The following is a 21978-nucleotide window of genomic DNA, read 5'->3' as shown; positions in this document are numbered from 1 at the left end:
CTACCTGCCGAATTACCTGGGCTGGCATCGGGCACTAGATGGTGAGCGAGTTATTTCTGTCGAACAATTGCTGCGTATCGCAGTCGGAGTCATCAATACGTAATGGTGACAGCGCCAAACAAGAAGGGCCGCATTTGCATGCGGCCCTTCGAATTCTGGCTCCCCGACCTGGACTCGAACCAGGGACCTGCGGATTAACAGTCCGTCGCTCTACCGACTGAGCTATCAGGGATTAGAGGCCGTATTATAGCAGCGCTTTTCGATTTCGCGAAGGCCTGCGCTATCGAAAGACAAGATTTGCTACGGCCGCGTCCTGCGGATCAGTTTCGACAAGGCGTCCAGCACCAGCTGCGGCTCCGACATCTGCGGAAAGTGCACGCTGCCCTTGGCCACCACGTACTCCCCCAGCGGCGACAGGCGCGCCAGCGCTTCCTGGTTGCGCGCGCGTTCGCGCTGCACCGCGCCAGACACCATCCAGCGCGGCAGCCGCTTGCCGCCCGCCAGCACAGTGATGGGGATTCGCGGGAAGTCCGGTGCTTCGGCGATCTCGGCCACCGTTTCATCCTCGTTGCTGATTTCATCGTTCGGGTCGGGCGGCGAAAAGCGGTCGAGCAGGCCGGCGATGACGCGCTGCAGGCCGGAACGGTAATGCTTCATGTTGAGGACGTCGTCGGGGGTGGTGGCCTCGATGAACAGCACGCCGCAGGTGTCGTCCGGATAGACGCGTGCGAACAGGTTCGCATGCAGCCCGCCGAATGAATGCCCCACCAGCAGGAAAGGCGGCTTGGCGCCGACCTCGCGCAGCAGCGCCCGCAATTGCAGGACGACGGTCGTGCCCATCTGCGCTTCGCGCGGACGTCCGCTGCCGCCGGCGCCCGGCCGGTCGTAGCTCATGACCGTACCCAGCTTCTCGATGTCGGGGAACAGTTTGTGCCATCCTTCGAGGGAAGCGCCGGCACCGCCGAGCATGACGATGCTCGGACTGCCCTGCCCCGACAGCGAAAACCGAAACACCTGTCCCGCGACGGCGATACGCTTGCTGGATGGAAGATGCTTCACTAAGTTATCCCGAAAATATGCCTGATGAGTTTGGTGTTGCCAGACTACCCTTTGCGCATACGGAATGGCAACTATCGAATTGCAAAACCAACAGTTGATTGCGCAAAAAAACAAAAAGGCCACATCTTGCGATGTGGCCTTTCAGAATTCTGGCTCCCCGACCTGGACTCGAACCAGGGACCTGCGGATTAACAGTCCGTCGCTCTACCGACTGAGCTATCAGGGAATTGATGACATCATTATATGTTTGCAGTGGCAAGCTGTCAAATTCGCGGCATGCCGTGCAGTCATATTTGCTGCCCTTCGGAACTTGTTACCTCAGTTCCGAAGAGCCGCGATTTTAAAGAACTTTCGCAACGGCGTCAACGACGCGGTCGATGTTGGTCGAGTTCAGGGCCGCGACGCAGATGCGGCCGGTATCGACCGCATAGATCGACTGCTCGCGCAGCTTGCCGACCTGCTCCTTGCTCAGGCCCGAGTACGAGAACATGCCGACCTGCTTGCGCACGAATTCGAAGTCGTGGCCAGGGGCTTTTTCTTTCAGCTTCTCGACCATGACGGTGCGCATTTCCTTGATGCGCACGCGCATGCCGGCCAGTTCTTCTTCCCACAGCTGGCGCAGCTCCGGAGTGGACAGCACGGTGGCGACCACCTTGCCGCCGTGGGTCGGCGGGTTCGAGTAGTTGGTGCGGATGACGCGCTTCAGCTGCGAGAGCACGCGCGCGGTTTCTTCCGCGCTGGTGCCAACGATCGACAGCGCACCGACACGCTCGCCGTACAGCGAGAACGACTTGGAGAACGAATTCGAGACCAGCAGCGGGATGCCGGTGTCGGCGAAGCGGCGCACCACGGCGCCGTCCTCAATGATGCCTGCACCGAAGCCCTGGTAGGCCATGTCGAGGAAAGGCACCAGGCCGCCCGCGACCACGGCCTCGATCACCTGGCCCCACTGGTCCTGGCTCAGGTCGGCGCCGGTCGGATTATGGCAGCAGGCGTGCAGCACGACGATCGACGCGCGCGGCATGGCCTTCAAGGAGGCCAGCATGCCCTCGAAGTTCACGCCATGGGTGGCCGCGTCGTAATAGGTGTAGTTGTGCACGGTAAAGCCGGCGCTTTCGAACAGCGCGCGGTGGTTTTCCCAGCTCGGGTCGCTGATGTAGACATCGGACCCGGGCGAGAAACGCTGGAGGAAATCGGCGCCCAGCTTGAGCGCGCCGGTGCCGCCGATTGCCTGGGCGGTGATGGCACGCTTCTCTTGAATTACGGCGCTGCCGGCCCCAAATACCAGCTCTTGCACGGCCTTGTCGTACGCCGCCAATCCTTCGATCGGCAGGTAGGTACGCGGCGCCGGCTGCTCCATCAGCTTCGCTTCCGCCTTCTGCACGCACTGCAGCAAAGGAACCTTGCCATTGTCGTCGTAGTAGACGCCCACGCCCAGGTTGATCTTGGCCGGATTGGTATCGGCGTTGAATGCTTCGGTGATGCCCAGGATCGGGTCGCGGGGCGCCATGTCGATGGCGCTGAAGAGGCTGGCGGAGGCTGTGGAAGTCATCGTGATATTCTGAGTAACTGAGTGAATTTTGTCGGTGGGTTCGCAGCGTTTGTAGAGAGCGGCACTGCTTGTATAGTCATGCTGCAGTGCCGCAAGCGGACTCCCATTCTAGCAAAGGTCTGAAAGTATGGCTGAATTATCCATCGCAAATGCCCCCGAACCGACCGTCATCACCTACCCCGGATCGCCCTTCAAGCTGCACCAGCCCTTCGCGCCGGCCGGCGACCAGCCGACCGCGATCGCCGGGCTGATCGAAGGCATCAACGACGGCCTGATGTACCAGACCCTGCTCGGGGTGACCGGTTCCGGTAAAACCTACACGATGGCCAACGTGATCGCGCAAGCGGGCCGGCCGGCCATCGTCTTCGCCCCGAATAAAACGCTGGCGGCCCAGCTGTATGCGGAGTTCCGCGAATTCTTCCCGCAGAACGCGGTCGAGTATTTCGTGTCGTACTACGATTACTACCAGCCGGAAGCCTATGTGCCGCAGCGCGACCTGTTCATCGAAAAGGACTCGTCGATCAACGAGCACATCGAGCAGATGCGCCTGTCGTGCACCAAGTCGCTGATGGAGCGGCGCGACGTGGTCATCGTGGCCACCGTGTCGGCGATCTACGGTATCGGTAACCCGAACGAATACCACAAGATGATCCTGACGCTGCGCCATAAAGACAAGGTGGCGCAGCGCGACATCATCGCGCGCCTGATCCAGATGCAGTACACGCGCAACGAGATGGACTTCTCGCGCGGGTCGTTCCGCGTGCGCGGCGACACCATCGACATCTTCCCGGCCGAGCACGCGGAACTGGCGATCCGCGTCGAGATGTTCGACGACGAGATCGAATCGCTGCAGCTGTTCGATCCGCTCACCGGCCGCGTGCGCCAGAAGATCCCGCGCTTCACGGTGTACCCGGGTTCGCACTACGTGACGGCGCGCGGCACGGTGCTGAAGGCGGTCGAATCGATCAAGGCCGAGTTGCGCGACCGGCTCGAGGAATTCCGCCAGCAGAACAAGCTGATCGAAGAGCAGCGCCTCGAGCAGCGCACCCGTTTCGACCTCGAGATGCTGGCCGAGATCGGTTTTACAAAAGGCATCGAGAACTACTCGCGCCACCTGTCCGGCTCGATGCCGGGCGAACCGCCGCCGACCCTGATCGACTACCTGCCGAAAGACGCGCTGATGTTCATGGACGAGTCCCACGTCATGATCGGCCAGCTCAACGCCATGTACAACGGCGACCGCTCGCGCAAGGTCAACCTGGTCGACTACGGCTTCCGCCTGCCTTCGGCGCTCGACAACCGGCCGCTGAAGTTCCAGGAATTCGAGTCCAAGATGCGCCAGACGATCTTCGTCTCGGCCACGCCGGCCGATTACGAAAAACAGAAGGCCGACAACGTGGTCGAGCAGGTGGTGCGCCCCACCGGCCTGGTCGACCCGCTGGTCATCGTCAAGCCGGCCCGTTCGCAGGTGGAAGACCTGATGAGCGAGATCACCGATCGCATCGCCAAGGACGAGCGGGTGCTGGTGACCACGCTCACCAAGCGCATGGCCGAGCAGCTCACCGAATACCTGAGCGACCACGGCATCAAGGTGCGCTACCTGCACAGCGACATCGAGACCGTCGAGCGGGTGGAGATCCTGCGCGACCTGCGCCTGGGCACCTTCGACGTGGTGGTCGGCATCAACCTGCTGCGCGAGGGCCTGGATCTGCCGGAAGTGTCGCTGGTGGCGGTGCTGGATGCGGACAAGGAAGGCTTCCTGCGTTCGGAACGTTCGCTGATCCAGACCATCGGCCGCGCGGCGCGTAACCTGAACGGCGTGGCGATCCTGTATGCGGATCAGATGACCGATTCGATGAAGAAGGCGATCGACGAGACCGAACGCCGCCGCGCCAAGCAGATCGCCTTCAACGAAGCGAACGGCATCACGCCGAAGGGTGTGAACAAGAAGATCAAGGACATGATCGACGGCGTGTACAGCAACGCCGCGCAGAAGGCCATGGTCGAGGGGGCGGTCGAAGACGCCGCGACGGCGAAGGTCGAGTCGATGAGCGAGAAGCAGATCAGCAAGGAGATCAAGCGCCTCGAGAAGCTAATGGTGGACCACGCCAAGAACCTGGAATTCGAAAAGGCGGCGCAGGTGCGCGACCAGCTGCATGTGCTCAAGCAGCAGGCCTTCGGCGCGCCGGGGGCGGACAACGTGGTGTCGATGCTCGGCAAGTAAGCACGTGACGCAGATGAGGTTCATTCGTGGTAACCAAATAAAATAAGTTGTGCTTACAACTGGACGACACTGGCGTAATCATGTAGGGAATCCACGTCATGCTGCTACGTATCATTGCAAGTAAAAGCTTGTAGTCGCATCGCCGACCTGATCCAGGCGGAGTTAAGGCTTTGCATCTCTTAAGCTAGTTTCGCGTTACGGTCAGTGAGAGCACCACCTATAATTTTTTCTACAAGAAAGCGTAACTGTGAATGTCGAGAATTTCCATTTAAATTTTGATACCCCGCTTCGCTCAGGAGAAGCAATCAACGCAGATAAGCTGGGGCGACTGGACTATAGCCGTTCCATTGCGAGTGCACTCAAACAAGTATCTCCAAATACGAGCCTAGTTATCTCTGTCGAAGGCCCGTGGGGTAGCGGCAAGACTTCGGCATTAGCAATGATTGAGGATTTGCTGAATACCGAGCACCTTACACCAGTTATCGTTCATTTCAACCCGTGGCTTATCGGTGAGCGCGACGCGTTACTTAAGCAATTTCTCGGTAAAATCGCTAACGCAATAAAATTAACCGACAACGCAAAGGTTGCACTGAAAGCCGCAAAGGCGCTGCAAGCCTACGCCAAAGCTTTCGATGTTTTGAAACTAATACCTGGCGCAGAGCCCTTTGCTAGTGTTATTAAATCCGTTCTTAGTGGCACGGGAGAAGCCACAACTGCGATCGCAGAACAAAAGGAAAAGGACATCGAGACGCAAAAAATCGCCGTTCATGAAGCACTTAGGAAATATAACCGGAGAGTCATCGTTTTTATTGACGATGTCGACAGACTATATCCAAACGAAGTCTTTGAAATCATCCGGATTATCAAGTCCGTTGGTGATCTTCCAAATATTGGCTACTTAGTGTCATGGGATCAAGCTTACGTTGCAGAAGCCCTTTCGATCGCCTCTGTCCCAAGATCGTCCAACTATTTAGAAAAGATTGTGCAATTGAGGATGCCTCTTCCACGGTTGACAACAAGCGCGAAAATTGCATTGATGGATAGGGCTATTTCCGTCTACCCCCCAGAAGTCCGGACGGGAATATTTGAAGGGTCGGATGAAAGACTATCTTGGATATATCACTTTAGTCTCAAAAACATTTTGGAACAACCGCGCGATTTTGTGCGTGTCTTTAATAGTTTGAGCATCATTGAACCAACACTGCGCGGGGAACTCGCCTTTGCCGATATTTTGGCTTTGGCAACTTTGATGGTCAAGGCACCCACCATCTTTGAATTGCTACGGCAAAATCCTCAGTATTTCGTTGGTAGAATGCCCTCGGACAAGCATATTTTAGGGGGTGATGACGCCTTAGTTGAACACGGTGCTGAAGAACTCAAACGCGCAATCGAGGCGTCCTCCAATCCACGCGCCGTTGAAAAACTGGTTCACCTACTATTTCCGAAGACCGCCAAAGATGATGAGCGATTTGGGCTTGATACGCCAACCTATGTCAAAGGGCATCTAGGAGATCCGGCACGGCTAGGCGTCGCCTTACAGATGAGCCTTGATCCTAGCGACATTAGTCTCGCAAGCGCCGCAAAGTTTTTAACTCATCCCGGCTTACGTGCTACACTCGGTGCCAGTTTAACTAATGAAAATTGTTATGAATTCCTAGAGGCATTAGGGGACTTATATTCTTTAACCAATGGACGCGGTGTAGCCGACCCACTTGAGCTTTGCATAACCATTGCTCAGCTGATTGATAAGCCCCCATTTTCCGAAAGAAAGCGCGAAGGCTTCATTTCCTTAGATGTTGAGCACCTCGCGCGAGAGTCGCTATCACAAATAGTACAATATAGCCCTTGCTTGGAGAATGAAGACGTTGCCATTGCCATCGCTCGCGATCCGGATTCACTGACGATGGCGGCGCAAGTTCTGACGGATAGCTATATTAGAGAAAATGACCGTGAAAATCGCTTGATCTGCCCAAAGGATTCGAGAGAAGAGCTTTTCGATGCATTTGCCGCTAACGTCCAGAATGCTGCCAATAATTGCAAAGTCTTAAAAACGGCAAATTTCGGTTGGATTCTATGGACACTGGGCGGTAGCCGCCCAAAGAAATGCGGAAAAGTTTTTGAGGCGATCAAAAAATGTGAGCCTAAGCTCGATTCTTTCGCCGTCAGTATGTTCAGCCATTCTTTCGACAGCGTGAAAGGGCGCAGTTTCCGCCTGCCTACCGACGTCGCCCGTGTGGAGGCTTTCGTTTCATTGGATTTGTTGGCCGAACACGCGAGACTACGGCTTAGTGATCATAACTTACAATTCCCCGAGCGTGCCGCGTGGCGCTGCCTTATAGAAGGGAAAACGCTTTATGGGGTAGATGGCTCAGAAAGAGAGAACTTCTGAGCACGCCCTCTGCACGATCACCTACGGCCCCCGCATGCACAGGTGGTGGCATTTCTCTAGGGAGGCCGTGCTGAATCGAATGAAGTTGCCGCCGTCGTCCGGCTCGTCTTAGCTTTCCGGCTGGTGCTCGCGCGCCACCTCGATACCCGCCCAGCTCCGGGCCGTCCGGTAAGTCTACCGCCACCGGCACCAGGGCCGGCTCGTTGCCTCGGTATTGGCGAAGTTTTCCAGCGCCGCCATCTCGACCGTCATCGCCGTACAGAGCTGCGCAGGCTGAGTCGTGCTAACGCTTCCCCGCTCTTGTGCATGCTTTCGCAGCTGCGGTCCAGCGACATGCCTTGCTCCACGATCTCCAAGTTCTTATGCGTCGCTTTTCCCTCGACTGTCCTTCGATTATCTCCGGACCCAGCATACACCGGCTCTAGCGCGCAACCGCGTAACCGCGCACGGAAAGGACGCACAGTCGGTGGAACCGCATACTTCTACAATGATGCGCGGCGCGTAACCTGAACGGCGTGGCGATCCTGTACGCCGACCAGATGACCGATTCGATGAAGAAGGCGATCGACGAAACCGAGCGCCCGCGCGCCATGCAGATCGCCTTCAACGAAGCGCACGGCATCGTGCCGAAGGGCGTGAACAAGAAGATCAAGGACATGATCGACGGCGTGTACAGCAATGCCGCGCAGAAGGCCATGGTCGAGGGCGCCACCGACGAGGCTGCGACCGCCAAGGTCGAGTCGACGAGCGAGAAGCAGATCAGCAAGGAGATTAAGCGCCTCGAGAATCTCATGGTCGACCACGCCAAGAACCTGGAATTCGAAAAGGGGGCAGGTGCGCGACCAACTGCATGCGCTCAAGCAGCAGGCCTTCGGGGCGCCGGGGGCGGATAACGTGGTGTCGATGCTGGGGAAATAGCAATATAAGTGCTGCTGTCTGCGGCGACCACGCAGACGTGGTCGCCGTTATTATTTTATTGCCAACTCGCGCCGTTGTCGCTCAATCGAAGTATCCATAACTGCCTTCAAATCGACAAACCCGTTGGCAAAGTTTTCGATTCTCCCGATAACTTCCATATACAGCGATACTGCAGAAATTTTTGAAAAATCGATAGCCAACACGCGTGCGACATATTCCTTCATCAGCCCCAATAAATGTTTTCCACAAAGGTGGTTATTGTTGGGAATAATAATTTCCTGGTTGCGTTTAGACAGTGGCGAAAATGCATCTGGAATAAGGCTATCTAACACTCCCTCTTGTGCAATCCACTCTGTTTCTTGCTTCAGCGCCGCTGCGTCCAGAAGCCTCTTTTTATATGAGGCAACATGTTCGTCACTAAGTATTTCATCGATCCCTTCACCTTCAACCAAATCCTCGACTGGCAATTTAGTCGTTTTTATATCGATCTTGAACTTCCGCGCCACTAAAAACAGAGATGTTAACTCGGTGTACCTTGTTAACAATGCGGCAAAAAAAGCATCAAAATCCTGGCATTCCCGATTGGCCTTGCTTATTGAAAGCTCAAATCGATCAACAACTGCCTCGATCAGTGCTTTAAAGTTTAACAAATAGTTTTCAAAACAAAATTTATCTAAATATAGCAGTCCGTCAACGTTCTTTTTTAGATCAAGCAAGTCATCAAAATCTTTATCGACAATAAAAATTCGCGGCTTTCCAACATCATTTTCCGAACTTGCGGCAGCAATAAGTTTAGACTTTCCGCCCAAACAAGATACTGCACTTGTCAAATATTCAGGCGCTATTAGATATACGAATTTTTCGTATAAAACCTCGTGATCTGCATCCTCAAAATAAAACATCACATCTGAAAACTCAGAGAAAAAAATATCTCTACCAGCGAGGCCGAACTCAGAATAGGCAATGTCATCGAAAGCACTCACATTAATTCCCATTCATTTGAGAGAGTCGCATGCATTTATCGCGAGCCCTACCAGCTATTTCAGGCGCATGGGTTGCTAGCACAATTTGGCACCGTGCTGGCCTCAATGTCTCAAGTGCATTGACAAGCATACGCTGCCATTTCAGATGTAACGAAAGCTCCGGCTCATCCACAATAAATATTGATCCTGGCTCCGCCAAAAACGCTAGATATGTCAGCATAATCACAATTTGCTTTTCACCAGAAGAAAGTTGACTTAAATCACGATTTTCAATTTCCTCTTTATTCGTGTTATGCACATGATGGTAATAAATGCTATTATCCAATGGAGAGAATGCTAGCTTTTTATTACTATCATTTAGAAAATCATTGAGTGTATTCAGATAAATCTCGAGAGATTTGTATGCAGCAGCAGATTCATTAGACTCTTCTTCAAACACACTCAGCAATTGATCGATTTTTTTCGATCGCGAAGCCAACTGAGCACTTAATACATCTTCGATTCTCGTACGTCGCCCAGTTTTTCTGTCTGCTTTTGCCTTCTGAACGATCTCATTGATCTTTTTCGTATTCTGAAGATAAGTTTGAAACGGCGTAAAATCTTTCAAAGATGAAATTGTGGCTCCTGAAACAGAAAGTCTCTGCTCCAGATCAGTTAATTTTTTCTCCAATCTATCGATACGGACACCCGATTCCGATGTAATGTCCGAATCTGAAAAATGGATGTTGAACAGTTGATCATATGTTCGCGCTTTAATCTCTTCAAGTCGGTTGCGATAGACAACATATTTTTTCGAAGTAACTTCCCCCACAACCTCGAGGGGATCGCGAAGCTTTCCTCTTCGGTTAGTTCTCAACAACAAGTCACGCGCAACATCGGGCTCCTCAAAAGACACTCCGCCATGCGAATCGATAGCTGAGATCGCTCGATCCAATCTAACAAAAGTTACTTTTGCCGGAATTCTAACAATTTTCTCAATATTTTTCGATTTTTCACTTTTTTCTTGGGACGCCATTCCGAAAAAATCGTAAATTTTGCTCCAACTTTTGTTATCCCCATCGCTCCATCGAACGACAATATCGCTAGGATTTACTGGGATGAGCTGCTCGGCGATTAAATCATTGTTCCGATAAAGAGATAAACGCGGACGAGATTGCTCATTACCAATCTTCAACATGAATCGATTTGTCTTACGTTTTTCGATTTCCTCATACTGCAGTTCGACCTCTGTGAACTTTGTTTTTTGAATCTCCGCAATATCAACCCGCAGAACATTAGCCAACAATGCTAATGCGCTTGTTTTTCCCGATCCATTCCCCCCAACAATTATCGACAAATCATCCATAAAATGCAGATTGACGTCGATATATCCATGCATTTCTTTTACTCTAAAGCTTACAAGTTTCATTGTATTTCCATATAGTTGGAGGTACGGAATAACGTCGACCGCAGTAGTTAATACACTAAGGGCAGCCAGCACATCATTATATTTCAACTTAGAACAAAATTTCATCTACAAATGAAAAATGCAATATGCATTTATCCACATATGCGCTTGCTAGCACTGCTAAGGAAAATTAAATTCCGGGTGCGCTTGCTGGTAAGATTTGCTAAGTTCCTGAGGAAACTCAATTACGGATGGATGACAACACGAGACATTAAAAAATCGACAACTTTAAGGTAAGTCTGGCCCTTACGTTCCGAGCGCAGCTTGATCCAGACCATCGGCCGCGCGGCGCGTAACCTGAACGGCGTGGCGATCCTGTATGCGGATCAGATGACCGATTCGATGAAGAAGGCGATCGACGAGACCGAACGCCGCCGCGCCAAGCAGATCGCCTTCAACGAAGCGAACGGCATCACGCCGAAGGGTGTGAACAAGAAGATCAAGGACATGATCGACGGTGTGTACAGCAACGCCGCCCAGAAAGCCATGGTCGAGGGCGCGGTCGAGGACGCCGCGACGGCGAAGGTCGAGTCGATGAGCGAGAAGCAGATCAGCAAGGAGATCAAGCGCCTGGAGAAGCTCATGGTGGACCACGCCAAGAACCTCGAATTCGAGAAGGCTGCGCAGGTGCGCGACCAGCTGCACGTGCTCAAGCAGCAGGCCTTCGGGGCGCCCGGGGCGGACAACGTGGTGTCGATGCTCGGGAAATAAGCCGGCAAGCCGGACAAGGCATGAGAAAACCGTTTCCGCTACGGCGGGAACGGTTTTTTTTCGCCTTCGCCTTTCGCAGCTCCAGGTGAAATTCCGTGCATTTTCAGCGCCGCCGGCTGTGTAGACTGCTGCCCCATGACACCGCATACCAAACTCAAAGTCGCCAATGGTCTGATGCTCCTGGGAGCCGCCATGGTGCCGATCGGCTTCTACCGCTTTCTCGCCATGGTCTCTGCCGCGCCACAGGGCATGAGCGTCCTGGGAGAAGGACTACGCAATCTCGGCGGCCTGATCGTCCTTGCGCTCGTGGTCGGGCTGTTCGGCTTCGTATGGTCGCTGCTCGTCGAAAAGCACCATCCGTCGGTGCAGGTGAACGGCACCTATGCCATCCGCATCGCCGTTTTTACCGCCATGTTCATCCCGCTCGTGTTCGGGAACTTCTGAGCCTACTGCCCGCGCACCGATGCAAGTATGCGCAGCAGCTCCGACAGGTCGGCCGGCTTGACCAGGTGGCGGTCGAAGCCGGCCTGGCGCGCGCGTTCGCGGTCTTCGCTCTGGCCGTAGCCGGTAAGCGCGATCAGCATCGCATCCGCGGTGCCGGACGAAGCACGCAGGCGGCGCGCCAGTTCATGGCCGTCCATGTCGGGCAGGCCGATATCGAGCAGCATCACCTCGGGCCGTTCGCGCAGGGCGCGCGCCAGGCCGCCGGTGCCGTCGAATTCGACGCTGACCACATGGCCGTGCGCTTCCAGCAGCGTGGCGAGCATCTGCGCCGCGTCGGCATTGTCATCGACCACGAGTACCCGCACCGCCCCTTCCGACGCCTGCGCTTCCTGCCCCGCTTCCTGCTTTGCCGGCGCAGGGCGCATGAGAGGCAGGCGCACCACGAACTCGGTACCCTGGTTCGGACCGCCGCTGTAGGCCGCCACCCGCCCGCCATGCAGCGCGACGAGGTTCTTCACCAGCGCCAGGCCGATGCCCAGGCCGCCCTGCGAGCGGTCGGGCGTGCGTTCGGCCTGGGTAAACAGGTCGAAGATGTAGGGCAGCACCTGCGGATCGATGCCCTGCCCGTTGTCGGCTACCGCGATCACGGCTTCGTCGTCCTCGCAGCGCACGCGCAGCGTGATCGTGCCGCCCGAGGGCGTGTACTTGGCCGCGTTGTTGAGGATGTTGGAGAGGACTTGCACCAGGCGCGTGCGGTCGCCCGAGACGTGCAGCGGCTGCTGCCACTGCTCCACCTTCAGCTCGTGGCGCTTCATGTCCAGCAGCGGCCGTACCTGTTCGACGGCGCCCTGCACCACCGCCGCGACATCGAGCTCCTCTTTCTCGATCTCGGCCAGGCCGCGCGTCACGCGCGAGACGTCCAGCAAGTCGTTCACCAGGTCGGTCATGTGCTCGGCCTGGCGCACGATGATCTCGCTTGCCTTGCGCGCGCGTTGCGGATCGAGCGTGCCGCCCTGGAGCAGTTGGGCGGCCGTGGTGATCGGCGCCAGCGGATTGCGCAGTTCATGGGCCAGCATCGCCAGGAACTGGTCCTTCTGGCGGTTCGCCGCGCGCAGCTCGTCCTCCACCCGCTTGCGCATGGTCACGTCGCTGCCCTCGACGAAAATGCCTTCGACATCGCCCTTCGGCCCGCGGATCGGTTGGTACACGAAGTCGACGAAGCGCTCTTCGAGCGGCCCGTTGGCGTCGCGCTGCACGCGGAGCGGCACCGCATGTCCCACGAAGGGTTCGCCCGAGTTGTATACCTGGTCGAGCAGCTCGAAGAATCCCTGGTCTGCTACTTCGGGCAGGGCTTCGCGCGCCGGCTTGCCGATCAGGCCGCGGTGGCCGATCAGCTGGAGGTAGGACTGATTGGTGATTTCGAAAACATGGTTCGGTCCGCGCAGCACGGCGAGAATGCCCGGCGCCTGCTCGAACAGCGTCATGAGGCGCTGGTTTTCCTGTTCGCGGTAGCGCTCGGCCAGCACCTCGCCGGTCATCTCCACGCAGGCGCAGAACATGCCGGCCACGGTGCCGTCCTCGTCGCGCACCGGCGAATACGAGAAGCGGAACCAGGTGTCCTCGTCGTAGCCATGGCGGTTCATGCGCAGCGGCATCCGGTCCACGTAGGTGGCCTCGCCCTTGAGCGCGCGCACGATCAGCGGATGGATGTCGTCCCAGATCTCGCGCCAGATGTCATGGAAACGGCTGCCCAGCGCCGCCGGATGTTTTTCGCCCAGGATCAGACCGTAGGCATCGTTGTAGAGGAAGCCCAGCTCCGGCCCCCAGGCCACGAACATCGGGAACTTCGCGTTGAGCATCAGGCCGACCGTGGTGCGCAGGGCTTGCGGCCAGGTGCGCGGATGGCCGAGCGGGGAATTCGACCAGTCGTGGGCCCGCATCATGGCTCCCATTTGCCCGCCCCCGCTCAGGAAGGGCAGCCATTCGGAAGGAGTCTCGTGTTCGGGTTTCATGCTGTGGTCAATACGGATGTGGCCGTGCCGGTAGTCTTGCCGAAAGTGTGCCAGAAGGCGACGTTCTACCCCGCACGGCTGCCGTCATAGTGTCTGTACGAATTCGCGGATACCGCCCAGCAGCATTTCGACCGACATGGCCGTCAGGATCAAACCCATCAGGCGTTCGAAGGCGGTCATTACCTGCGGCCCCAGGCGCTGCTGCAGCTTCTCCGCGCTGAGGAAGACCGCCAGCCACACCACGCCGACGGCGGCCAGCGCGGCCACGTGGACCATGGTTTCGGCCAGGCTGCCCGCGCTGAACAGCAGCACCGTCGCAAGCGCCGACGGCCCGGCCAGCGCCGGAATCGCCAGCGGTACGATGAAGGGTTCGCCGCCCTCGTTGCGGCCGAGCACGCCGTCCGGGTGCGGGAAGATCATGCGGATCGCGATGATGAGCAGGATCACCGCGCCGCCGATGCGCAGCGCCACCGGCGACAGGTGCAGGGCCGCCAGGAAGTGCTGGCCGAAGAACATGAACACGAGCAGCAGCAGGAAGGCGATCGCGCATTCGCGCACGACGATGCGGGCGCGGCGTTCGACCGGGACTTCCTTGAGGGCTGCGACGAACAGGGGAACGTTGCCGAATGGGTCGGTGACGAGGATCAGGAGAATGAAGGTCTGGAAAAAGCTTTGGGTCATCGGGCTGTGATTGTTATTGTTAAATTTCGCGAATGGCCGAGATGCATCTTAACAGAGTGCCACCAAAAGGCGACCTCTGCTTTTGTATCAGGGTTCGACCGAGTGGGCGCGTTTCAGGGTGCGCAGCACGAAGGTCGAACGGCTGTGCCGGATGCCGGGAATTTTGTACAAGCGCTGGCGCAGGAAGCGCTCGTAGCCTTCGGTGCCGGCCACTGCTACCTTGATCAGGTAGTCGTAGTCGCCGGTCAGCAAGCTGGCTTCCATCACCTCGGGCAGCTTCGCCAGCTCTTCGCCGAAGCGCTCCAGCATCTCGTCGTCGTGCCGCTCGAGGGTGACCTCGATGATGACCGTGTCCGGCAAGCCCAGCGCGCGCTGCGACAGGATGGCGGCGTAGCCCTCGATGTAGCCGCCCTCTTCCAGGGCCCGCACCCGGTTCCAGCAGGGCGTGGGGGACAGGTGGACGCTCTCCGCCAGCTTCTGGTTGGTGATGCGGCCGTCGCTGCGCAGGATGCGCAGGATCTTCCGGTCGATCTCGTCGAGTCCGTCCTTTTTCGGTCTGCCCTCGGCATCCATGAGAATAAGCTCCTATCCTTTTATCGAATTGAAGAAGATTCTCCCACGAATCATGAAAAACGGGGAAACTACAGAAGCACCTTTCCGCGGCAGCGGCTTACGATGGATGGGTTCTATCGAGCAACTCCCGCGCCGCCCCACCCGCCGCCACGAACGGCGTTGCCCTGGCACGGCGCGGAGGCTTTTCCACAAGAGAAGCCGAAAGCAAAACGGGCAGGAAAGACTTGCGCCTTCCCTGCCCGTTCGCTTGCCCTTTCAGGCCGAGCGGATTACTTCTCGAACTTCTTCATCCACGCCGACAGCTGGTGCGGACGCAGGCCGTCGTAGTCTTCGAACGGCTGGTGGATCCACGGATTGTGCGGCAGGTCTTCCAGGTGGTAGTCCGGCTTGAAGGCCGAGGTACCTTTCACCCAGATGACGGCCGAACGCACTTCGGTGACGTCGGCGTAGTTCGCGGTCAGGTGTTCGCGCACCTTCTGCAGGGTCACGCCGGAATCGGCCAGGTCGTCGACCAGCAGGATGCGGCCGGCCAGCGGGCCCTTGGTCATCGTCATGTACTTGGCGATGTCCAGGTTGCCCTGCTTGGTGCCCGATTCTTCGCGGTAGGAGCTGGTCGACAGGATCGCCAGCGGCACATCGAAGATACGCGAGATCACGTCGCCAGGACGCACGCCGCCGCGCGCCAGGCACAGCACCATGTCGAACTTCCAGTTCGATTCATACACTTGCAGCGCGAGGCGCTCGACCAGGCGGTTGTACTGGTCCCACGACACCCAGAGGTCCTTGTCGGTCGATGCAGGAGTGTTCATTAAGGTTATTCCTATTTTTATGTTTGAACGATCAGGCCGCGAACGGGTGACGCAGCACGATGGTTTCTTCGCGGTCCGGGCCGGTCGACACCATGTCGATCGGGACGCCGACCAGTTCTTCGATGCGCTGGATGTAGGCGCGGGCGTTGGCCGGCAGTTCGTCCATCGACTTGGCGCCGACGGTCGATTCGGTCCAGCCAGGCATCTCTTCGTACACCGGCTCGCACAGCGCGGCTTCTTCGGCGCCGACCGGGAAGATATCGACTTCGCGGCCGTCGATCCTGTAGCCGGTGCAGAGCTTCAGCGACTCGATACCGTCCAGCACGTCCAGCTTGGTCAGGCACATGCCCGACACGCCGTTGATCTGCACCGAGCGGCGCAGCAGCGCGGCGTCGAACCAGCCGCAGCGGCGCGCACGGCCGGTCACGGTGCCGAACTCGTGGCCGATGCGCGACAGGTGCTCGCCCACGCCGGCGTCGGTCGGCAGTTCAGCCGGGAACGGACCCGAACCCACGCGGGTCGTGTAGGCCTTGGTGATGCCAAGGATGTAGTGCAGCATGCCCGGGCCCACGCCGGCGCCGGCGGCGGCGTTGCCGGCCACGCAGTTCGACGAGGTGACGAACGGGTAGGTGCCGTGGTCGACGTCGAGCAGGGAACCCTGCGCGCCTTCGAACAGCAGGCTGCCGCCGGCCTTGTGCGCGGCGTACAGCTGCGACGACACGTCGCCCACCATCGGACGCAGGCGCGGGACCAAGGCCATCGCGTCGTCGTAGGTGGTCTGGAAGTCGATCGGATCGGCGCCCAGGTAGTTCACCAGCACGTGGTTGTGGTACTCGAGGTTTTCCTTGAGCTTCTCGGCGAAGCGCTCTTCGTTGAGCAGGTCGGCGATGCGGATCGCGCGGCGCGCCACCTTGTCTTCGTAGGCCGGGCCGATGCCCTTGCCCGTGGTGCCGATCTTGTTCTCGCCGCGCTTGGCTTCGCGCGCCTTGTCGATGGCGACGTGGTAAGGCAGGATGACCGGGCAGGCTTCCGAGATCTTCAGGCGCGACACCACTTCGATGCCGGCGGCCTGCAGCTTGTCGATCTCGCGCATGACGTCCGGGACCGACACGACCACGCCGTTGCCGATGTAGCAGGCCACGCCTTCGCGCATGATGCCCGACGGGATCAGCTGCAGTGCGGTCTTCTGGCCCTTGATCACGAGCGTGTGGCCCGCGTTATGGCCGCCCTGGAAGCGGACGACGCCGGCCGCATGGTCTGTCAGCCAGTCGACGATCTTACCCTTGCCCTCATCGCCCCACTGGGTGCCGATGACAACGACGTTCTTTGCCACGTTAGTATTTGACATCACTTAACCTAAGTTTTTGAGAATCCAATTTCCGTTTTCGAGGACGAGCACGCGGTCGCACTCGAACTCGTCCTGAACATTGTCGTGACCCGGCATGGACTGGATCACGACTTCGCCTGCCTTGCGCAGGTCAGCGATTTTTTCCTTGAGCTCCAGGGCATTGCCCCAGGGCGCGCGAATGGAATGCTTGCGCTCGGCCGTCGGCAGCAGACGGGCCAGTTCGCGCAGGTCGAGCGAGAAGCCGGTTGCCGGACGTGCGCGCCCGAATGCTTCGCCCACATGGTCGTAGCGCCCGCCGCGCGCCACCGCGTTCGGCAGGCCAGGCACGTAGAGCGCGAACATGGCGCCGCTTTCGTACTGGTAGCCGCGCAGGTCGGCCAGGTCGATGGCGACTTCGGCGCGGCCGATGGCGCCCGCCGCCAGGGCGGCCAGTTCGGCCAGCGCGCGGGTGACTCCCGGCAGCGCCGGCAATGCTTCTTTCGCACGCGCCAGGACATCGACGTCGCCGTACAGCTGCGGCAGCGCCAGCAGCGCCTTGCGGGTGGCTGGCAGATAATTGTGCGTGAACTCGTCCAGGCCCGGCGCATCCTTGGCGCGCAGCAGGCAGGTCAGCTGGGCTTCGTCGCGGCGCGCGGCCGGATCGTCGCTCAAGATGGCGCGCAGGATGCCGACGTGGCACAGGTCGAGGCGCACGTCGCCGAAGCCCGCCAGCGCCAGCGAACCGAGGGCCAGTTCCTGGATCTCGGCGTCGGCTTCCAGGCCGGCGTGGCCGTAGATCTCGGCGCCGATCTGGATCGGCTCACGCGTGGCGTGCAGGCCGGATGGACGGGTATGTAGCACGCTGCCGGCGTAGCACAGGCGGGTGACGGTGTCGCGGTTGAGCAGGTGGGCGTCGATGCGCGCCACCTGCGTGGTCATGTCGGCGCGCAGGCCGAGCAGGCGGCCGGACAGCTGGTCGACCACCTTGAAGGTGCGCAGTTCGGTGTCCTGCCCTGCCCCCGCCAGCAGCGACTCGACGTACTCGAGCAGCGGCGGCATCACCAGTTCGTAACCGTACAGGCGGAAGGTGTCGAGCATCTTGCGGCGCAGATCCTCGATCTTGCGCGCTTCGGACGGCAAGACATCGGCAATATTCTCAGGCAAAAGCCAGTTCGGCATGGGCAGAAAGCTAACGGGTTGTTTTTAAGAGCAATGCTATAGGCACAGGCGTGCCGGCGCACGGTGCGAGCGCCGAATCGGTGATTTTACCCGAAAATGGGGAGGCGTAGGCCGGGGATGTTAGGTTGACAGCATTGAAGGCTTATCAGAGTGCCATGCTACAACGCTTGTCTATACTGAAACGGCCGGGTAAACGTAGGGTGGGCAGGTCCCCTGCCCACGCGTTCAAGTAGCTCATGCACTGTTTGAACGCGTGGGCGGGAGACCCGCCCACCCTACGAAATCACCCGGCTTACTTGCTGCCCGGCTGCTTGAAGTACTTGAAGAACTCCGAATTTGGATCCACCACCATCACGTCTCCGCGGTTCTTGAAGGTCGCGCGGTAGGCTTCCAGCGAGCGGTAGAACTTGGCGAATTCCGGATTCTTGCCGAAGGCATCGGCGTAGATCACCGACGCCTTGGCATCGCCGTCACCCTTGATCTTCTCGGCCTCGCGGAAGGCTTCGGCAATGATCACGGTGCGCTGGCGATCCGCATCGGCGCGGATCTGTTCGGATTCGGCTGCGCCGGTCGAACGCAGCTCGTTGGCCACGCGGGTGCGCTCCGCCTTCATGCGTTCGTACACCGAGTTGTTGATCTGCTCGATGTAGTCGACGCGCTTCAGGCGCACGTCCACCACGCCGACGCCGATCTCCTTGGCTTCGGCCACGACCTTTTGCTTCACCGCTTCCATCACGCGGCCACGCTCGCCCGAGATCACTTCGCGCACGGTGCGCTTGGTGATTTCGTCGTTCAGGGCCGCCTTGATGATCTGCGACAGGCGGTCGCGCGCGCGGCTTTCGTCGCCGTTGAAGCTGACGTAGTACAGGCGCGGGTCGGTGATGCGCCATTTCATGAAGGCATCCACCAGGATGTTCTTCTTCTCGGCGGTGATGAAACGGTCGGCGTCCGGCGTGTCGAGCGTCAGGATGCGCTTGTCCAGGTAAAGCACGTTCTGGAACGGCGGCGGCAGCTTGAAGTGCAGGCCCGGTTCGGTGATTACGTCGCGCACCTGACCCAGGGCAAACACGATGGCGAAGCGGCGCTGGTCCACCACGAACACGGTCGAGGACAGCAGCATCAGGGCAATGAAGCCCGCCACAAATAAAGTTACGAGGCGGTTCATTAACGGCTCTCCCGGTCACGTGAGGAATCGCGGCTCCGGCTGTCGCGCTGACGCACCGAATCCATGGCTTGCATGACGTCCGACGGCGCCGACGACTGCGGCACCTGCACCGGCCCGGAACGGCTGCCGACGGCTTCGTTGCCGGCGCCCTGCCCGATCAGCTTGTCGAGCGGCAGGTAGATCATCGGGTTGCCCGCGCGCGAATCGACCATCACCTTGCTGGTGCTGGAGAAGATCTGCTGCATGGTGTCGATGTACATGCGGTCGCGGGTCACGCCGGGCGCCTTGGCGTAGGCCGCCACCACCTGGTCGAAGCGCGAGGCGTTGCCTAGCGCGTTCTCGACCACCATCGAACGGTAGGCTTCGGCGTCCTGCGCCAGGCGGAAGGCCTGGCCGCGCGCCTGCGGGATCACCTGGTTGGCATACGCCTCGCCCTCGTTACGGGCGCGGGCGCGGTCCTGGCCGGCCTTGACGGCATCGTCGAAGGCTTCCTGCACCTGCTCCGGCGGCTGCACCGCCTGCATGGTGACGTTGGTGACGAGGGCGCCCAGCGCGTAGCGGTCGACGATCTGCTGCATCATCTGGTGTACGTCGGCGGCGACCTTCTCGCGGCCTTCGTACAGGACGAAGTCCATCTTGCTCTTGCCGACCACCTCGCGGATCGCGGTCTCGGCGACCTGGCGTACGGTCTCGTCGTTCTCGCGGTTGTTGAACAACCACTGGACCGGGTCCTTCAGCGTGTACTGCACCGCGAACTGGATGTCGATGATGTTTTCATCGTCGGTCAGCATCAGGGCTTCCTGCGGCTGCTTGTTGCGCACGTTGGCGCGGTAGCCGATCTCGGCGGTACGGATCTGCGAGACGTTGACGGTCTCGTGGGCCTGGATCGGGTACGGCCAGCGCCAGTTGAAGCCGGGGCCGGTCTTGTGGCTGAGCTTGCCGAACGTGGTGACCACGCCGGTCTGGCCCTCTTGCACGATGAAGGCGCCGCTCGCCAGCCAGATGAGGCCGACGATCACCGCCACCACGCCGGCGGTGACGCTGGCGCCGCGCATGTCGCCGCGGCCCGAAGGGCCGTTGCCGCCATCGCCGCCGCCGTTGTTACGGCCGCCGAACAGGCGGTTGAGACGGGCGTTGAAGTCGCGCCAGAGTTGATCGAGGTCGGGCGGGCCTTCACCCGGCCGACGGCCCTCCTGGGCCTTGTGGTCACCCTGGGGTTTGTGGCCCCAGCGCGGATCGTTGAGCGACAGTTTGATGCCGCAACGTTTTAGAAAAGAAACGAGCATAGGCTAGTGTGGCCCGAGATGGGTGGAGGTTGTTATATTGTTGTCTGCAGAATTTGCCAGGGAGCCGCCCACCGCCGGTTCTTCCCCATCCTGCATATCGTCTTCAAGGCGCGCAGTCCGCGCGCCAAAGTGCGTATCTTCGCGCGCCGCCCTCGCCGACTCGACGATGGCTTCCCGCAGCAGGTCCAGACCGGCGCCGCTGTGCGCGCTGATGAAAACGCGGCTGATCTTATCATATTCATCACGCTCGATGCCGGGTTCTAGCCCGGAAGCATCGATCTTGTTCCAGACCAGGATCTGGGGCACGTGATCGGCGCCGATCTCGCGCAGGACTTCATTGACCTGCTCGATTTGTTCCATGCGCACCGGCGAGTTACCGTCGACCACGTGCAGCAGCAGGTCGGCATGGATGGTTTCTTCGAGCGTGGCGCGGAAGGCCGCCACCAGCTGGTGCGGCAGTTCGCGCACGAAACCGACCGTGTCGGAAATGACGACGCTGCCCACCTCGTCGCCGAGGTAGAGGCGGCGGCTGGTCGTGTCGAGCGTTGCGAACAGCTGGTTCGCCACATAGACGCCGGCCTTGGTGAGCGTGTTGAACAGGGTCGACTTGCCGGCATTGGTATAACCGACGAGCGACACCGAGAAAGTCTGGTTGCGGCCGCGCTGGCGGCGCTGGGTCTCGTGCTGCTTGCGCAGCTTGGTGAGCTTGATGCGCAATTGCTTGACGCGCTCGCCGATCAGGCGGCGGTCGGTCTCGAGCTGGGTTTCACCGGGACCGCGCAGGCCGATACCACCCTTCTGGCGCTCGAGGTGGGTCCAGCCGCGGATCAGGCGCGTGGCCAGGTGCTGCAACTGGGCCAGTTCGACCTGCAGCTTACCCTCGTGGCTCTGGGCGCGCTGGGCGAAGATGTCGAGGATCAGGCTGGTACGGTCGACCACGCGCACCTCCAGGCGGCGCTCCAGGTTGCGCTGCTGGGCGGGCGACAGGGCGTGGTTGAAGATGACGATGTCGATCCCGTCGACCTTGCAGGCCATCTTGATTTCGTCGGCTTTGCCGCTGCCGACGAAATGGGCGGGATCGGGACTGCTGCGCTTGGCCGTGATCGTGGTGATCGGGTCGGCGCCGGCGGAGCGCGCAAGGAGGGACAACTCTTCCAGGCTGGCGTTGAAGTCGCCAGCACCGAAATCGATGCCGACCAGCGCTGCGCGCATGGTGGTG

At 59.0% G+C, this 21978-nt stretch carries 16 protein-coding genes, 2 tRNA genes and 3 pseudogenes; 6 read left to right on the top strand and 15 right to left on the bottom strand.

The genetic code is table 11. From position 1 onward, the window contains the following. Positions 1-103 (top strand): annotated as a pseudogene (locus tag AC56LU_RS10020) (IS1595 family transposase); the annotation flags it as partial. A gap of 53 nt (positions 104-156) precedes the next feature. Here the strand turns inward: AC56LU_RS10020 and AC56LU_RS10015 are convergent. The 4 genes from AC56LU_RS10015 to AC56LU_RS10000 all read right to left on the bottom strand — a co-directional run bounded on the left by AC56LU_RS10015 (position 157) and on the right by AC56LU_RS10000 (position 2611). Then, a tRNA-Asn gene (locus tag AC56LU_RS10015) sits at positions 157-232 on the bottom strand. 68 nt (positions 233-300) lie between these two features. Beyond that, the gene (locus AC56LU_RS10010) at positions 301-1059 is read right to left on the bottom strand and encodes an alpha/beta fold hydrolase (protein WP_497175436.1); all 759 of its coding nucleotides are present in this window, start codon (positions 1057-1059) and stop codon (positions 301-303) included. A gap of 150 nt (positions 1060-1209) precedes the next feature. Further along, positions 1210-1285, bottom strand: a tRNA-Asn gene (locus AC56LU_RS10005). A 114-nt stretch (positions 1286-1399) separates the two neighbouring features. After that, positions 1400-2611: an amino acid aminotransferase gene (locus AC56LU_RS10000; protein WP_497175435.1), complete on the bottom strand. Its 1212-nt coding sequence runs from the start codon at positions 2609-2611 to the stop codon at positions 1400-1402. Positions 2612-2738: 127 nt separating this feature from the next. On the opposite strand from AC56LU_RS10000, the gene uvrB reads away from it, so the two are divergent. From uvrB to AC56LU_RS09985, 3 genes and pseudogenes are all read left to right on the top strand, one after another. Continuing rightward, complete coding sequence (gene uvrB, locus AC56LU_RS09995) at positions 2739-4835, top strand: excinuclease ABC subunit UvrB (protein WP_497175434.1); 2097 nt, start codon at positions 2739-2741, stop codon at positions 4833-4835. A gap of 247 nt (positions 4836-5082) precedes the next feature. Then, complete coding sequence (locus tag AC56LU_RS09990) at positions 5083-7224, top strand: KAP family P-loop NTPase fold protein (RefSeq protein ID WP_497175433.1); 2142 nt, start codon at positions 5083-5085, stop codon at positions 7222-7224. A gap of 494 nt (positions 7225-7718) precedes the next feature. Continuing rightward, positions 7719-8142: pseudogene (locus AC56LU_RS09985) on the top strand (UvrB/UvrC motif-containing protein); the annotation flags it as partial. Positions 8143-8192: 50 nt separating this feature from the next. Here the strand turns inward: AC56LU_RS09985 and AC56LU_RS09980 are convergent. Both AC56LU_RS09980 and AC56LU_RS09975 read right to left on the bottom strand, forming a co-directional pair. Continuing rightward, positions 8193-9125 carry a DUF4435 domain-containing protein gene (locus AC56LU_RS09980; protein ID WP_497175432.1) on the bottom strand — a complete coding sequence of 311 codons (933 nt, stop codon included), beginning with the start codon at positions 9123-9125 and terminating at the stop codon, positions 8193-8195. Between the two features lies 1 nt (position 9126). Further along, complete coding sequence (locus tag AC56LU_RS09975; protein ID WP_497175431.1) at positions 9127-10533, bottom strand: AAA family ATPase; 1407 nt, start codon at positions 10531-10533, stop codon at positions 9127-9129. Between the two features lie 285 nt (positions 10534-10818). Here AC56LU_RS09975 and AC56LU_RS09970 point away from each other — a divergent pair. Next, a pseudogene (locus AC56LU_RS09970) lies at positions 10819-11283 on the top strand (UvrB/UvrC motif-containing protein); the annotation flags it as partial. A 135-nt stretch (positions 11284-11418) separates the two neighbouring features. Beyond that, on the top strand, positions 11419-11727 hold the full coding sequence (locus AC56LU_RS09965) for a hypothetical protein (RefSeq protein ID WP_497175430.1): 309 nt from the start codon (positions 11419-11421) through the stop codon (positions 11725-11727). 2 nt (positions 11728-11729) lie between these two features. Here the strand turns inward: AC56LU_RS09965 and AC56LU_RS09960 are convergent, their stop codons facing one another. The 9 genes from AC56LU_RS09960 to hflX all read right to left on the bottom strand — a co-directional run bounded on the left by AC56LU_RS09960 (position 11730) and on the right by hflX (position 21971). Then, positions 11730-13739 (bottom strand): hybrid sensor histidine kinase/response regulator, encoded by a 2010-nt coding sequence (locus AC56LU_RS09960; protein WP_497175429.1) that lies wholly within the window; start codon positions 13737-13739, stop codon positions 11730-11732. Positions 13740-13823: 84 nt separating this feature from the next. Next, positions 13824-14420, bottom strand: a complete 597-nt coding sequence (locus AC56LU_RS09955; RefSeq protein ID WP_497175428.1) for a MarC family protein — start codon at positions 14418-14420, stop codon at positions 13824-13826. Between the two features lie 87 nt (positions 14421-14507). Beyond that, a complete protein-coding gene (locus AC56LU_RS09950; protein WP_497175427.1) occupies positions 14508-14993 on the bottom strand; it encodes an Lrp/AsnC family transcriptional regulator in 486 nt (161 codons plus the stop codon). A gap of 269 nt (positions 14994-15262) precedes the next feature. After that, on the bottom strand, positions 15263-15802 hold the full coding sequence (locus tag AC56LU_RS09945) for a phosphoribosyltransferase (protein ID WP_497175426.1): 540 nt from the start codon (positions 15800-15802) through the stop codon (positions 15263-15265). Positions 15803-15833: 31 nt separating this feature from the next. Further along, on the bottom strand, positions 15834-17150 hold the full coding sequence (locus AC56LU_RS09940; protein ID WP_497175425.1) for an adenylosuccinate synthase: 1317 nt from the start codon (positions 17148-17150) through the stop codon (positions 15834-15836). Between the two features lie 3 nt (positions 17151-17153). Then, positions 17154-18308 carry an ATP phosphoribosyltransferase regulatory subunit gene (locus tag AC56LU_RS09935; protein WP_497175424.1) on the bottom strand — a complete coding sequence of 385 codons (1155 nt, stop codon included), beginning with the start codon at positions 18306-18308 and terminating at the stop codon, positions 17154-17156. Between the two features lie 292 nt (positions 18309-18600). Then, positions 18601-19473, bottom strand: coding sequence for a protease modulator HflC (gene hflC, locus AC56LU_RS09930; protein ID WP_497175423.1), 873 nt, complete (start codon positions 19471-19473; stop codon positions 18601-18603). Continuing rightward, the gene (gene hflK / locus AC56LU_RS09925; RefSeq protein ID WP_497175422.1) at positions 19473-20759 is read right to left on the bottom strand and encodes an FtsH protease activity modulator HflK; all 1287 of its coding nucleotides are present in this window, start codon (positions 20757-20759) and stop codon (positions 19473-19475) included. The genes hflC and hflK overlap by 1 nt, the downstream gene beginning before the upstream one ends. A 3-nt stretch (positions 20760-20762) precedes the next feature. After that, the gene (hflX, locus tag AC56LU_RS09920; protein ID WP_497175448.1) at positions 20763-21971 is read right to left on the bottom strand and encodes a GTPase HflX; all 1209 of its coding nucleotides are present in this window, start codon (positions 21969-21971) and stop codon (positions 20763-20765) included. Positions 21972-21978: the final 7 nt, after the last annotated feature.

The organism is Telluria sp. PB2R4, assembly GCF_059685695.1.
Note: the sequence above shows the minus strand (reverse complement) of the source record. Positions and strands in the feature narration are given on the sequence as shown.